Annotated in this window: 14 protein-coding genes; 2 read left to right on the forward strand and 12 right to left on the reverse strand. The window is 57.6% G+C overall.

All coding sequences use genetic code 11. The features are described 5' to 3' along the window. Positions 1–109: 109 nt before the first annotated feature. From ppnP to aroL, 7 genes are all read right to left on the reverse strand, one after another. Entirely contained in the window at positions 110–394 is a 285-nt protein-coding gene (gene ppnP / locus ACFQW4_RS20680; protein ID WP_101762466.1) for a pyrimidine/purine nucleoside phosphorylase, read from the reverse strand. 104 nt (positions 395–498) lie between these two features. Next, positions 499–1,176, reverse strand: a complete 678-nt coding sequence (locus ACFQW4_RS20685; protein WP_377727289.1) for an AroM family protein — start codon at positions 1,174–1,176, stop codon at positions 499–501. Between the two features lie 2 nt (positions 1,177–1,178). Then, positions 1,179–2,111 (reverse strand): DUF1177 domain-containing protein, encoded by a 933-nt coding sequence (locus tag ACFQW4_RS20690; protein ID WP_110867768.1) that lies wholly within the window; start codon positions 2,109–2,111, stop codon positions 1,179–1,181. 15 nt (positions 2,112–2,126) lie between these two features. Further along, complete coding sequence (locus tag ACFQW4_RS20695; RefSeq protein WP_377727161.1) at positions 2,127–3,686, reverse strand: OPT/YSL family transporter; 1,560 nt, start codon at positions 3,684–3,686, stop codon at positions 2,127–2,129. A gap of 189 nt (positions 3,687–3,875) precedes the next feature. After that, positions 3,876–4,628, reverse strand: coding sequence for an IclR family transcriptional regulator (locus ACFQW4_RS20700; RefSeq protein ID WP_377727164.1), 753 nt, complete (start codon positions 4,626–4,628; stop codon positions 3,876–3,878). 357 nt (positions 4,629–4,985) lie between these two features. After that, positions 4,986–5,177 carry a YaiA family protein gene (locus ACFQW4_RS20705; RefSeq protein WP_101762471.1) on the reverse strand — a complete coding sequence of 64 codons (192 nt, stop codon included), beginning with the start codon at positions 5,175–5,177 and terminating at the stop codon, positions 4,986–4,988. Between the two features lie 108 nt (positions 5,178–5,285). Continuing rightward, the gene (gene aroL, locus ACFQW4_RS20710; RefSeq protein ID WP_110867770.1) at positions 5,286–5,810 is read right to left on the reverse strand and encodes a shikimate kinase AroL; all 525 of its coding nucleotides are present in this window, start codon (positions 5,808–5,810) and stop codon (positions 5,286–5,288) included. Positions 5,811–6,094: 284 nt separating this feature from the next. On the opposite strand from aroL, the gene ACFQW4_RS20715 reads away from it, so the two are divergent. Further along, positions 6,095–6,787: a DUF2076 domain-containing protein gene (locus tag ACFQW4_RS20715; RefSeq protein ID WP_101762473.1), complete on the forward strand. Its 693-nt coding sequence runs from the start codon at positions 6,095–6,097 to the stop codon at positions 6,785–6,787. Here the strand turns inward: ACFQW4_RS20715 and ACFQW4_RS20720 are convergent, their stop codons facing one another. After that, on the reverse strand, positions 6,788–7,231 hold the full coding sequence (locus ACFQW4_RS20720) for a YaiI/YqxD family protein (RefSeq protein ID WP_377727169.1): 444 nt from the start codon (positions 7,229–7,231) through the stop codon (positions 6,788–6,790). 147 nt (positions 7,232–7,378) lie between these two features. Here ACFQW4_RS20720 and proC point away from each other — a divergent pair, with 147 nt between their 5' ends. After that, on the forward strand, positions 7,379–8,191 hold the full coding sequence (gene proC, locus ACFQW4_RS20725) for a pyrroline-5-carboxylate reductase (RefSeq protein ID WP_110867772.1): 813 nt from the start codon (positions 7,379–7,381) through the stop codon (positions 8,189–8,191). A gap of 141 nt (positions 8,192–8,332) precedes the next feature. Here proC and ACFQW4_RS20730 read toward each other — a convergent pair whose 3' ends face one another. From ACFQW4_RS20730 to ACFQW4_RS20745, 4 genes are all read right to left on the reverse strand, one after another. Beyond that, complete coding sequence (locus ACFQW4_RS20730; RefSeq protein WP_377727172.1) at positions 8,333–9,862, reverse strand: FAD-dependent oxidoreductase; 1,530 nt, start codon at positions 9,860–9,862, stop codon at positions 8,333–8,335. A gap of 125 nt (positions 9,863–9,987) precedes the next feature. Continuing rightward, complete coding sequence (locus ACFQW4_RS20735; protein ID WP_377727175.1) at positions 9,988–11,157, reverse strand: N-acetylglucosamine-6-phosphate deacetylase; 1,170 nt, start codon at positions 11,155–11,157, stop codon at positions 9,988–9,990. Then, positions 11,150–11,923: a glucosamine-6-phosphate deaminase gene (locus tag ACFQW4_RS20740; RefSeq protein ID WP_101762477.1), complete on the reverse strand. Its 774-nt coding sequence runs from the start codon at positions 11,921–11,923 to the stop codon at positions 11,150–11,152. Before ACFQW4_RS20740 ends, ACFQW4_RS20735 begins: the two co-directional genes overlap by 8 nt. Position 11,924: 1 nt before the next feature. After that, a complete protein-coding gene (locus tag ACFQW4_RS20745) occupies positions 11,925–13,448 on the reverse strand; it encodes a sodium:solute symporter family protein (RefSeq protein ID WP_101762478.1) in 1,524 nt (507 codons plus the stop codon). Positions 13,449–13,472: the final 24 nt, after the last annotated feature.

Raw genomic sequence — 13,472 nt, forward strand, 5'->3', positions numbered from 1 at the left:
CCATTAAGGGTGACCCCACGACAAACCAGCAGGATTTTCGTGGGGTGCGCAATAAAAAAACCTGCGCTTCAACAGAAGTCGCAGGTTTAAGATGTTCTAAAGCTTGAGTTTAGAGGTAGCGGCACAGATAAGAAGAAGGCTCTGCCACCTGCAGATGGAATTCGCTTTGGCCTGGCACGTTGAAACTGGTGCCGGCTTCGTACCATTTCCACTCGGTTTCGCCCGGCAGCAGCACTTTCAGCGCGCCGCTCACCACCGTCATCTCTTCCGGTTGATTGGTGCCGAAGGTGTATTCACCTTCGGCCATCACGCCAACGCTGGCACGGCCAATGGTCACGCTGTCGAAACCAATGGATTTCACTTTTCCGTCGAAATACTCACTTGTATTGAGCATATTACTTCCTCACAGCACATTATCGTGACTGGCAGATTACTAAGGAACTCGCTGATCTGTCACGCGAATTAGCGCCACAGATCGCAACTTGTGATCTCCCTGCGTTAGACGATCAATTCTGCCGCCAGCTTGGCCACCAGCACGTTCGACAGCAGTACCGGAATGCCCAGCATTTTCTGCAGGAAATCGCGGTGCTTCTGGTGATAACCGATGCAATCCAGCACCACCACATCCGCGCCTTGCTCCTGCAACGACAAGCCCGCTTCCACCAAATCGGCCTGCTCTGCCAGATACGGACTGGCGACGGCAAAACACGGCGGAGTGGTCAGATTGCGCCACTTGTTGGCTTGCTCGGCAATCTGCTCTTCCACCGGCACCACAATCCCGACTTTATGATCTTGCACAATCGCGCGTACCAGCGGCGGGATGATGCGATCGGGCTCCAGCAGCAAGGCGGATTGGGTTTTCAGCGCGCCAAACTCGCCGGTGCACAGCAGCAAAATGGTGTCATAGCCCTGCTGCTCCAGCGCGTTGATCTTACGTTGCAGTCCCTGCTCCACTTTTGCTACGGACAGCCGCACCTGCTCGCCGCTGGTCATGCGCGACACCAACACCTTGTCGCCTGGCGCGGGCGCATACTGCTGTTCAACTTCGGCCAGCGTCAGGCCGTCGAGTAAACCGGCATGCGCCACCTGATCGGCGGGCAGATGTTCCAGCAGCAGCGGCAGAATGTCGCTGCGCGGTGATTGACCTATCGTCAGTGTGACCAGGGAGATGTTCATCATCAGGCTTTCCGGGTACGCAGATGGCTGAGACTACCATACAAAGAGAGCAGCAGAGCGTACTCTTGCGGGTCGTAGAAGTGACAGGTTTCACGCCCGAACTCTTTCGCCACTTCCACCGCAAACTTCACCGCTAAGGCGATATCCACCTCGTGGCTCGCGCCGGTACCGCAGCCCGGCACCACCGATTCGGCGCAGATCGCCACGCCGACTACCGGCACATCCGTCGCGGTGGAAGGCTGCAAAATGCTGTTGAGGTGATAAACCCCGTTGCCGTATGGCGTGATGTCCTGCGTGGTGATCGGGAAGGTGACTGCCGGTTTGCCGCTGGTCATCTCCATGATGCGCAACAGATCTTCTGACACGCGCAGGATATAACCCTCTTTCACCGTCGGCGACAGCGCGTAGCCTTTGTGATTGAGGATGCGGTTACCTTTGGTGGTATCGATCGACAGAATCGCATCAACACCAGCGATCACTTCGTTGTCATTCATGGTGATGTCGTCGCACGGCGAATCCATGAAATCGACTGGCTCGTGCGGACGGGTTGGCGCATCCGGGCAGATGTGGGTGGTGATAATCACATCACCGGCCAGCACGTCGCCTTTGGTCTGCATCTGCGCCAGCTTCAACGCACTGCTCACCGCCGCCACCGCGCCATCGGCGTCAGACACCATACCAATGCGCGTTGGACGCGCACCGATACCGCCGAGACGTCCAATAATGCCGAGCGTTGGCGCACTGCCGCCGTTGCTTTTGCCCTGCGCGCCGGGGATATCGATGCGGACGAAATCGGTCCGCCCTTTTGGCCCGCTGACGCGTTTGGTGCTGGCGGTAACGCCCGGATAGGCCGCGAACAGATCGACCACCTGTTGGCCATCAATATAGGCGCTATCGAGTAGCTCAAAGACCTGCAGTGTCTGCTGTAAACTCATAATGAATTCCCTGGATTATTTTTTAGTGCCGCTGGCAAAAAGTGAATGGAAGAAGCTGTAGAGCGCGTCGCCCGCGATAAATCCGGCGGCCATCACCTCCATCGGTGAACGTCCACGCTCGCCCCACACGCGCAGGATGATAATGCGCAGTGCGATGCCCACCATCACCGCCCAACCTGCCGCGGCGTTGTTGATTAATAAGCCTGTCGCCAGCAGGACGCCAAGCTGACGCTTCGGTCCGCCGATCAACTGTATAACCGCGCCCGGAATCGCCCACATCAGCAGATTGCCAGCGATCCCCGGCTCCGCACCGGCCTGAATGGTTTTGGCATAAACGCGCGCCACCGGCGGCAGCAGATTCTCGGCAAAGAAAATGGTGTGCGCGTACCACACCACGGGAATACAGATCACAAAGGCAATCATCGCGGCGATCAGCTGGATACGGCGACCCCACAGCTCTTGCTGCACATCGGCACCGTTACCGCGCAGGATAAAGCCGGCTTTCAGGTCATAACCCATATCGGCAAACGCCGGACCGGTAGCGGCGGTAAAACCACACAGCAGGCACAACGCCAACGGCGGGAAGCCGAGCAGAATACCGAGAATCAGGGTAATCAGCGCCACCGCAAAGGCCGGGAACCAGCCAGAGTGCATGGCGGCGATACCAACAATCAATTCATGCACGAAGGCAGCAAAGGCGGCGTAAAGGATAAACAGCACCAGCATCGGCAGGCCCATCTGGCTCCACAGACCGCCCGCCAGCGCCAGCAGCGTGGAGATGACGATGTAACCGACGGTGCCGAAACCCAGCGAACGTTTGACTTCGCTGTCGCTACGGCTGACGTTGACCTGATCATTGCGGCGGCTACGAATCACCTGCACCACCTGAATCAACGCTACCAAACCGGCACCGACCATCACACCGTGCGGAATATAGAGTGCGTTGATATCAATGCCAGCAACCGGTTGCGCGTAGGCTCGCAGGAGGAAACCCATACCTAGCATGCTGAGCGCCCAGATATTACCGATAAACGCGGTGCCAAATGCCGACATCGGGATCTTCAGCATCGAACCCACGATGCCGCCAACAATCCCCACCACCAGCAGCCAAGCCTGACGACCGCCTTTGTCACCGGCTTTGATCGCTTCGGCTGCCGCCACGCCCGGCGGCCACGCATTGCTGGCCGGGAAGACGCGGGTATCAAATAGACGATAGAGTAAATAAGCATCGAGCAGCATCGCCGCGCTGACGCCAACAAACAGCGGCAGCACCAGCTGCGGCTCACCCAGCGCCCACGGCACCGCAATTGGCATCAACAAGCTGTTGGCCGCACCGAAGGTGGCAGAGGAGATGGCGGTTTGCGCGAGGTTTTGTACTTCAATGGAGCGATAGCGACGAAACCATTGCAGCGGAATACGCGCCAGCAGCATGGCAAACAGCGCGCCGATAATAGAGGTATTGGGTGTTACCCCAATGGTGGTAATAAGCTGAACCCCAATGATGGCGCCGGCAACGGACAGCAGAACCAGCATTAAGGCAACGCCAACGCTTTTTATTGGATTATTTTGACGCATGAGATCCCCGTATTTTCACCCTGTAGAAAACGCTTTAATTCGAAGTGCCCGACACGCGGGACATCAACGTTTTTATATTAATCGTTCCCTGATTATTGAAATAAGCAGGTCCGAAGACCTGCTATTTCCCTGGTGTGGCGCGAATAAACGCCTTCAAAACTAAAATAGGGTTTCCTGTTTTGGACAGGATTATGCGCCGTATTTTTCGGCCATCAGTGCAGCCGTTGCGCGTAGTTCGCTGAGCAGCCTCTCCGGATATCCGGGCGCCGCTTCTTGCGATAAAAACGAGAGACAGAGCGCAGCACTTTCACCGCGATGTTTATTGGTTACCGCGACCGCCAGCGAACTGATGCCCGGCAGCGTCTCATTGCGCGCCAGTGCCCAGCCTTGCTGGCGAATTACCGCTAACTCTTTGCATAACGCATCGACGCTCAGCGGCGAGTTCATCGAAGCCGCCTGCCAGTTGCTGGCAAAACGTTCGCGAACCTCGTCATCACTGAGCTGCGCCAGTAGCACGCGTCCGGTCGAAGTGCCGGTTAATGAAACGCGCGAGCCCGGCGGCGTCACCAACTGGGTGAAGAAGCGGCCGTGATACATGCGCATCACCAGCACATCGTCGCCATCCAACACCGAGATATAACCCATGCAACCGCTGCTGGCCGCCAGGCGCGCCATCGGCGCCGACGCGCTATCCACTAGCGGCGTCGACAGATAGTGACCCGCCACCGACAGCAGCACGCGACCAATCTGGAAGCAGCGGCTCTCGGCGTCACGCTCAAGTAAGCCTTCACTTTCCATGGTCGCCAACAGGCGCGAGACCGTGCTTTTCGGCATGCCTAACGCATCCACCACCTCGGTAAAGGTCAAGCCGGGATGGCCCTGCGTCACGCCAAAGCGCTGAAACAGCTTAAGTACAGCGGAGGCATTTTCGAGTGTGGTCATGGCGTTGGTTTCACTATATGGAACACAGTTCCTCTTTCAATAACCAGAAAGTAAAGCGCGACGCTTTGACGGTCAAGCGCAAATTTTAAGCCGGACGTTTCTGAGGGAATTTAAGGCAGAATAAAATACGGCGTGAGGTGGGAAATAAATGACGTAATCAGGTGAGTTAAATATTCCGCAGGAAAGTGTGTAACTTTTTTGGAATATTGCAGTTTTTCGGCTGAATTATTTACCCTATAGAGTTCAAGTTGCAGGGAGGCGGCAAATGGGTGAATCCCCCAGGTGCTTACTTAGGTAAGTGACTGGGGTGAACACATGCAGCCAACGCACCTGCAGCTTGAAATATGACGGGTAAACTTAATCTTTTTCAGCGTCTTCGTAGCGCTCTTTGGCATCTTGCGCTTCGGTTTCGCTTTTGTGTTCGCTTATTAATGTATCGGGTTTGGGATGGTCGGCACGCAATTCATACCAGGTGACGGTTTGATCCGCCGAACCTTTTTCAACGGCGACAATACGCGCGACGCGCGGATAGGGTGGTTTCGTTGGCATTGTTTTCCCTCTTCTATCAGTTGTCCACAGACAGCGGTGATCCTCTGCCTAACGCTAAGTATAGACAACTGAGGATCGCTGCAAAGAAACAGAGAGAAATCTGAGGGTTTAGCTGGCGCGCGCTAAAGAGAGCGATTGCAGAATTTGCTCTACTACGCGATCGGGCGATTGCATCGCGTTGACTTCATGATGCGCGGTTTGGCGATACAAATGAGCACGCTCACGCAAAATATCGCCCATCTCTTCGGCAATCGGGCGGCCGGTTAAGGTGGGACGCTGCGCTGCTTCCGGCTGATGTTCCAGACGATCGGCCAGCACGTCTGAAGGCGCGTTCAGCCAAATCACCTGGCCGTGTTCGCGCATAAAGCGACAATTCACTTCCGCCAGCACCATGCCGCCGCCGGTGGCGATGACCGTATTCGGAGCGGTGACCGCGCGCAGCGATTCCGTTTCGCGGGCGCGGAAGCTATCCCACCCTTCAGATGCGACAATCTCCGCCACGCTGCGTTGCGTAGTGAGTTGCAAATAGTGATCGGTATCGTTGAAGGCATAGCCCAGCGCTTGCGACAGCGCCTGGCCAACCGTGGTTTTACCGCAACCGCGTGCGCCGATCAGATAGATGGGTAATGACATCCAGGCTCATCCTCCGCCGTAATTGTGCCGCACGGGCAACGTCATCAGGTCAATAATGCGTCGCATAATACCTGGATTTTATTTTATCAGCCACCCGCGAGGCACGATTTACGCGTATTTCAGTCACATCCTAAGCTAGTCCTTTGATTAAGCTGCAAAAAACAATGCATGAATCGTGCATCGGGCCAAATGTAACAGCGGCCAACATTTCCTTACCAGGCCGCTGATTTACTTTCTTCGGTCGCGCCCTCATATATGAGGCATACCTTAACGGAGGGTTCCCCATGCAAAGCGAAGAACAACAACTTATTGAAAACCTGTTCAGCCGACTGAAACAGGCTGAGACGCAAAGCGGCCCGCGTGATGCTGGCGCAGAGCAGTTAATCAAACAGCATTTACAGAATCAGCCCGGCGCGCCTTACTACATGTCACAGGCGATCCTGATTCAGGAAGCGGCGCTGAAAAAGCTTAATGCGCAGGTTACGGATCTGGAAAATCGTCTGGCGCAGGCGCAGCAGCAACAGGCACCGCAGCAGAGCAGCGGCGGTTTTCTCTCCAGCCTGTTTGGTGGCGGATCGCGCCCGGCGGCGCAACAACAGCCAGCGTGGGGGAATCCACCGCCGCAGCCACAACAGCAATATGCGCCACCACAGCAGCAATCTGCTGCGCCGGCGGCACGCGGCACCGGCTTCCTCGGCGGCGCATTGCAGACGGCCGTTGGCGTGGCGGGCGGCGTGGTGATGGCGGATATGCTGACCAGCATGTTCCACCATTCGCAGCCGGAAGAGATCGTTAACATCATCAACGAACCGGCGCTGCCGCAGGTCGATAACAGCCTCGACACCTTTAACGGCAACGACAGCAACAATGCGTTCCTGAATGATAACTCGGGCTGGGATAACAACCTGGCGGACAACAATGATTTCGGTGACTTTGGCAGCGGCGGCGACTTTGACGACGATGATAGCTTCGTCTGATCAGCGCTGACGTAACCACTTATCTAGTTCATTGGCGAACAGTTGGCGGTCGCGTTGGCTTAAGGTCGACGGGCCGCCACTCTGAATCCCGCTGGCGCGCATCGTTTCCATAAAGTCACGCATGGTTAAGCGCTGACGAATGGTGTCTGTCGAATAACGCTCTCCGCGCGGATTCAGCGCCGCAGCGCCCTTCTCCAGTACTTCTGCCGCCAGCGGAATATCGCCGGTAATCACCAGCTCGCCGGGTTGCACCCGTTTCACAATCTCGTTATCCGCCACGTCAAACCCGGCAGCAACCTGCAGCGTTTTCAGCCACAGCGACGGCGGCACGCGCAGCGGTTGGTTGGCGACAAAGGTCACGGTAACTTTGGTGCGCTCAGCCGCGCGGTACAGCACTTCTTTGATGACATTGGGACAGGCATCGGCATCAACCCAAATCGACATGATGACTCCTTTTTCACAGACAATGAGGCTGATCTTGCCGTGCTACGGCAGAATGGCAACTGTTTTTGCTGGCCGCCCGCCTTGTTATTAATCCTCGCTGACGTAAGCTTACCCCCACAGAAAATGAACCACTTAGAGGATAAAGCGATGCTGGATAAAAAAATCGGGTTTGTCGGCTGCGGCAATATGGCGAAAGCCATCATTAGCGGACTGGTCAACAGCGGGCAGATCGCCCCCGCCAATATCTGGGTATTCGACCGTAAGCCCGCCACCAATCAAGCGATGGCGCAGCAATATGGCGTCACCGCCGCAGACAGCGTGGAAAGTCTGGCGCGCGAAGTGGATATCCTGTTTGGCGCGGTGAAACCCAATGTGATTCTCAAAGTACTGAAAGATCTTGCCGGCCAGCTGAAGAAAGATGTGCTGGTGGTCTCGATTGCCGCAGGCGTGACGCTGGATTCTCTGGCATCGGTGCTCGGCCACGATCGCAAAATCATCCGCGTGATGCCCAATACGCCATCACTGGTGAACGAAGGTATGACCTCGGTGACGCCAAACGTGCTAGTGGAAGCGCATGAAGTGGATGAAGTGGTGGGGATTTTCGAAAGCTTCGGCAAAGCGGCGGTGGTAAATGAATACCTGATTCACGCGGTGGTTGGCGTGAGCGGCTCAGCGCCAGCCTATGTGTTTATGTTTATCGAAGCGATGGCCGATGCGGCGGTGCTCGGCGGCATGCCGCGTGCGCAGGCATATCAGTTTGCGGCACAGGCGGTCAAAGGTTCGGCGCAGATGGTGCTGGAAACCGGCAAGCATCCCGGCGAGCTGAAAGATATGGTGTGCTCGCCAGGCGGCACCACCATCGAAGCGGTGAAAGTGCTGGAAGAGAAAGGCTTCCGCGCCGCGGTGATTAATGCGATGCAGCAGTGTATGGCGAAGTCAGAGGCGTTGAGTAAGCAGTGATCGGTGCGCTTTGCCCCTCACCCTAACCCTCTCCCGCAAGCGGGAGAGGGAACGGATCGAGCATGTGGCGAACTCGCGCATGCGGGAGAGGGGTCCGATCGGGCATGTGGCTGCGTCTCCCTCTTCCTGTGGGAGAGGGCATCAGGCCGCTGCGTACGCCTCATACAGCGCAATACCTTGCGCCAGCGTCATGGGCTGCTGCATCTCCTGCACCAGCGCTGCTGTCAGCGTATATAACCCGGCAGAACACACCGCCGCAATCATCCCCTCCTGACAATAGAAAGCGATAAACTGCTTATTCTGCAGCGATCCCAGCAGCCGGTAATCGTCCCACTCTTCCGCATGCCCCAGATACTCATAGCGGGTACCGTAATGCGCGGTCCAGAAGAACGGCACGCGGTCATACAGGATCTTTTTCCCTAACATATTCAGCGCCGCGATGCGCCCTTGCTGGTGCGCAACGCGATAGTGCTCAATGCGTTGTGGGCCCTGCACTGACGGATAACTGGCGATATCACCGGCCACCCAGATGTTATCGGCCACGCGCAGCTGGCTGTCGGTAAGCAAGCTGCCATCGTCCTCCAGCGGCAGGTCGTGGATGAATGAGGTCGCTGGCACCACGCCCGTGCCAAACAGCACCAGGCTGGCATCAACTTTTTTGCCACTCTTCAGGCGCACGGCAGTGACTTTGCCCTCGCCTTCCAGCGCCACGGGATCGCCTTCGACAAACTTCACGCCGTTGCTGCGATGCAGATCGTAAAAGTGGCGGCCAATCTCTTCGCCAAACTGTTTAGCAAACGGCAGCGGCTGGCGCGCAATCACCGTGACATCAACATCACGATTACGCAGCGAACCTGCCATCTCCATACCGATAAAGCTGTTGCCGATAATCACCAGCTGCTCGGTTTTATCCACCTCTTTGAGTAACTCATCGGCTTGATTAAGCGATCGCAGCAGATGCACGCCGTCGAGATCGTTACCCGGTATATCGAGCGGTTGCGGCACGCCGCCGCTGGCAATGAGCAGTTGGTCAAACTTCACTTGCTGACCGCCTTTAAGGATCAGCGTTTGCTCAAGCGCTTTGAGCTGCTCGACATCGCCCTGAATCCGTTCCACCGTACCCAGCACATCCTGCTGCAGCAGCCTGGGTACATCCTCAATCGCCATTTTGCCGGACGGCACGAATTTGCTCAATGCGGTGCGATCGTAAGGTGCGGCCGATTCCCGCTCGATCAACACAATATGCCCTTTAAAACCTTCATCGCGCAGCGTCCAGATCGCCGCACTCCCCGCCGCGCCCGAACCGAGAATCACGCATACCGGTGACTCACCTTGTGCGGAGGGCGCACTGGCGGGCGACATCGCCTGCGGGCTGACCAGCACTTTGCCTTGTTCGATGCGCACCGGATAACGCTTGAGATTCGCCAGCGCCAGCGGCTCGCACATCTGCCCATCCTGCAGCTGAAACACCGCTTTGTGCCACGGACAGATCAGCTTGTCGCCACACACCGCGCCCTGCTCTAACGGCGCCCCGGCGTGCGGGCATTTGGCCTGAAACGCCTGCACCCGCTCATCGTCACGAATCAGTACCACATCGGTGTCGCCGACGGTAAATTTGGTGGGTTTGCGCTGTGCCAGCGACTTGAGTTCCACGACAGTTTGATAGCTCACGTTAGGCCTCCTTTCTTGTGGTTTTTGAGGTAATCAGCAAATCCCTACAAAGAGTAAGCCTGGCAAAGCATGGTGATTTGTCCGCATCGACAACGCGCTACGGTAGGTAAGTTATTGTTTATTCGCTAAAGATAATCTTCACCATTCCGCCACACGACAGCGCCTTGCTTCACACAGCCGCGTAAAGCCACGCCGCCGTCCGCCTGAGCAGCCAGCAGCAGCACATCGGCGGGTGCGCCGCAGGCCAAACCTTGCTGCTGTGGCAGATTGAGCTGCCGCGCCGGACGAATAGACGCCATCTCAATCGCCTGTGCCAGCGTCGCCAGCTGATGGCGCAGCAGGAAGTTCACGCCCTCCAGCAAACCACGCGCCGATCCCGCCAGCAGCTGCGGCGCATCGGCGATGCTCAGGCGTCCGCTAGCGCTAAGCTGCACGCGGCCGCCAATCGCAGTGTCGTAGATGCCCGGCGGCTGCCCAGCGAACGAGGTGACGTCACTGACCAGCAGCGCCTGCTCGCCTTTGGCACGCAGGAACACTTTCAACACGTCCGCCGGCAGGTGATCGCCATCGGCAATCAACGTGGCCGTCAGCGCATCTTCCGCCAGCTGCTGCCAGATGTAATTGGGATGACGCGGCAGTTGCAGATGCGCGCCGTTACCGAGATGGGTGGAGAGCGTGGCGCCCGCGTCAACCGCCGCGTGAATTTGCGCTGGCGTGGCGGACGTATGCCCAATGGCGACGCGCACCTGCTGCGCCACACAATGTTTGATCAGCGCATCGCTGTGCGGCCATTCCGGCGACAGCGTGAGCAGGCGAATATGCTGCTGCGCGGCTTGCTGCCAGCTGTCGAACAGCGCAATATCCGGTGCGCGAATCGCCTCGCGCGGATGCGCACCGCGCGGCCCATCTTCAGGCGACAAAAAAGGTCCTTCCAGATGAAACCCCGGAACGGCGCGTGCCACGTCAGGATGATGCTGGCGGGCGCTGGCGAGTCGCTGCATCGCCTGCGCAATTTCCTCCGGCATGGCGGTGATCACCGTTGGCAGAAAGCTGGTGACGCCCTGCTGCCACAGCGCGCACGTGGCGTGCAGCACATCCTCTTCGCTAAAAGGAAAGTGGTTGAAATCGACGCCCTGAAAGCCGTTGACCTGCAGATCGACCAAGCCCGGCGCGAGGATGATCTCCTCTTCCAGTTCGCTCAACGCGCGCACATCACTGATGGTGCCGTGCTCAATCTCCAGCTCAATCGGTTGCAGCGTGCGGTAATCGCGACCGCGCAAAATCAGGTTAGTCAAAGGTCACCTCCGGGCAGGCATCGCTGTCGGTATAGAGCGTGCAATCGGCATGCTGGCGCAGACACGTCGCCGGACACGCGGTGGAGATCGCATCCTCAAGCGTTGCGCGCACCGCCGCGCGTTTGCTGGCACCCGGCACCATGCAGAACAGCCGCGCACCACTCATCAAGGCGGGAATCGTTAGCGTTACGGCATGCGTCGGTACCGCCTCGACAGTGGCGAAACAGCCATCGTTGACCTGCTGCTGGCGGCAGGTATTATCCAGTTGCACCACCTTAACGGTGATAGGATCGTTGAAGTCGGCCACTGGCGGATCGTTGAAGGCTAAATGGCCGTTCTCGCCAATCCCCAGACACACCGCATCAATCGGTGCAGCGGTAAGTTTTGCCGCGTAATCCGCACAGATCGCGGCAGGATCGCCGCAAGATGGGATCAAGTGAACTTCGCCAGGCTGCACCACATCAAACAGCTTCTGGCGTAAAAAGTGGCTGAAACGCTGCGGCGCATCCGTCTCCAGCCCGATGTACTCGTCCATATGGAAAGCGTGAATACGCGACCAGTCGATATCCGCGGCCGCAACCAGCGCGGCGAGAAACTCGTTTTGCGAGGGCGCGGCGGCAAACACCATGCGCACCACATGCTGTTCACTCAGCCGTTGACGCAGAAACGCGGCCACATCCTGCGCAGCAGCAGCACCTAATGCCGCGCGGCTGGCGAAGCGTTTGATCCGTAAGCGATCTCGGGTTCCCTGTTGTAATAGCGTCATGTTATCCCTCCTGAGAGACGTTGCTTTTATGCGCCCAGCGCTGTGCGGCAGGCGCATCCTGATCCTGATTGAGTGCGTTTAGCAATTGATCCACTTCCGGACGCACCGGCGCGCGGCGTAACCAGCCCATCACCACAAACAGCACCAGCGAGGACATCACCGGCGCAGCCACCACGGTGGCGGTGCTGACATCGGTAAAGACAAATTTCACGCAGAAGAAAGTGCCGACGCCGATCGCCCAACTCACCAGCGCGGCAGCGCTGCCGCTGCGACGAAATGCCGGCAGCAAACCCAGCAGCATGGGAATGGAGATCGGGCCGACTAAGCCGCCAAACCAGATGATCAGCAGCGACAGCACGCCGCCGAAGTGGCTGGCGTTCATGGCAATCACCAGCGTGGTGATAATGAAGATAAAAGCGGTGAGCCGCGCCACCAGCAGCGAGCTTTTACCGCGCTGAAAGTGTTTCGGCAGCATGCCGGGCAGGATATCGCGCGTCACCACCGCCGTAATGGCGTTGGCATCCGACGAGGTCATCGACAGCGTGTGAGTAAACATCGCCACCAGCACCAAACCCACTAGACCATTCGGCAGCAGCTCCATCGCCATCATCGAATAAGAGCGCGACGGATCGCTGAGATTGGGAAACAGCAGCGGCGCTGCCCACATCGGCCAGAACAGAATCAGCGGCCAGATGAGATAGAGCGCGGCGGAGAGGCGCGCCGCTTTGCGTGCATCGCGGCCGGCGGGCGCGGCAATAAAGCGCTGCGCCAGATTCCAGGTGCCGCCGTTGTAGCTCAGCGTGTAGATGACGAAATAGGCGAGAATAAAGCCGATGCTGTACGGCTCCTGAATGATCTGGGTGTGGGTTGGCGGCAAACGCTGCCAGATGGTGAACAGCTCAGCAAAGCCGCCGAGATGCACCGCCACCGCGACCACCATCACAATCGCGGCGACAAACTGCACCACGAACTGGCCGAAGTCGTTGCAGGCATCCGCCCACAATCCGCCCATCACGGTGTAAAACAAACTCAGCGCGCCGGAAACGCAGATGCCAATCAGCGGATCAAGTCCGGTAAAGACGTTGATGATCACCGCAATTGCCGCCCACTTCGCGCCGACGTCAAAAGTTTTCAGCAGCACCCCGCTCCACGCCAGCACCATTTGCGTTGGCAAGTTGTAGCGCGTGGCGAGATATTCCATCGGCGATTCGATGTTCATATAGATGCGCAAGCGCGCCCAGCGCGGCGCAAACAGGCGTGAACCTATCAACACCGCAATCGCGATGGGAAACGCCCACCAAAAATAGATGGTGATGCCCATGTTGTAAGCCACCGCCGCATAGGCGACAAACACCGCCGCGCTGTATCCTGACATATGATGCGACACGCCCGACAGCCACCACGGCATTTTGCCGCCAGCCGCAAAGAAATCACGCGTGCTGCCCACCTTGCGCATCGCCCACAAGGTTATAGCCACAATCATCAGCGCATAAAGCGCCATCACAGCATAATCAAGCACATTCATAGCAGACTCCACAGGTAAAGGCTG

The sequence above is a fragment of the Pantoea sp. GCM10028869 genome, from assembly GCF_042666835.1.
GTDB lineage: Bacteria > Pseudomonadota > Gammaproteobacteria > Enterobacterales > Enterobacteriaceae > Pantoea > Pantoea leporis.

Excerpts from the sequence above, each read along its gene's own strand:
- ACFQW4_RS20695 (WP_377727161.1), bottom strand. The coding sequence starts at position 3,686 with ATGCGTCAAAATAATCCAATAAAAAGCGTTGGCGTTGCCTTAATGCTG.
- ACFQW4_RS20705 (WP_101762471.1), bottom strand. The coding sequence starts at position 5,177 with ATGCCAACGAAACCACCCTATCCGCGCGTCGCGCGTATTGTCGCCGTT.
- ACFQW4_RS20720 (WP_377727169.1), bottom strand. The coding sequence starts at position 7,231 with ATGTCGATTTGGGTTGATGCCGATGCCTGTCCCAATGTCATCAAAGAA.
- ACFQW4_RS20685 (WP_377727289.1), bottom strand. The coding sequence starts at position 1,176 with ATGAACATCTCCCTGGTCACACTGACGATAGGTCAATCACCGCGCAGC.
- ppnP (WP_101762466.1), bottom strand. The coding sequence starts at position 394 with ATGCTCAATACAAGTGAGTATTTCGACGGAAAAGTGAAATCCATTGGT.
- ACFQW4_RS20715 (WP_101762473.1), top strand. The coding sequence starts at position 6,095 with ATGCAAAGCGAAGAACAACAACTTATTGAAAACCTGTTCAGCCGACTG.
- aroL (WP_110867770.1), bottom strand. The coding sequence starts at position 5,810 with ATGTCATTACCCATCTATCTGATCGGCGCACGCGGTTGCGGTAAAACC.
- proC (WP_110867772.1), top strand. The coding sequence starts at position 7,379 with ATGCTGGATAAAAAAATCGGGTTTGTCGGCTGCGGCAATATGGCGAAA.
- ACFQW4_RS20700 (WP_377727164.1), bottom strand. The coding sequence starts at position 4,628 with ATGACCACACTCGAAAATGCCTCCGCTGTACTTAAGCTGTTTCAGCGC.
- ACFQW4_RS20690 (WP_110867768.1), bottom strand. The coding sequence starts at position 2,111 with ATGAGTTTACAGCAGACACTGCAGGTCTTTGAGCTACTCGATAGCGCC.
- ACFQW4_RS20740 (WP_101762477.1), bottom strand. The coding sequence starts at position 11,923 with ATGACGCTATTACAACAGGGAACCCGAGATCGCTTACGGATCAAACGC.
- ACFQW4_RS20745 (WP_101762478.1), bottom strand. The coding sequence starts at position 13,448 with ATGAATGTGCTTGATTATGCTGTGATGGCGCTTTATGCGCTGATGATT.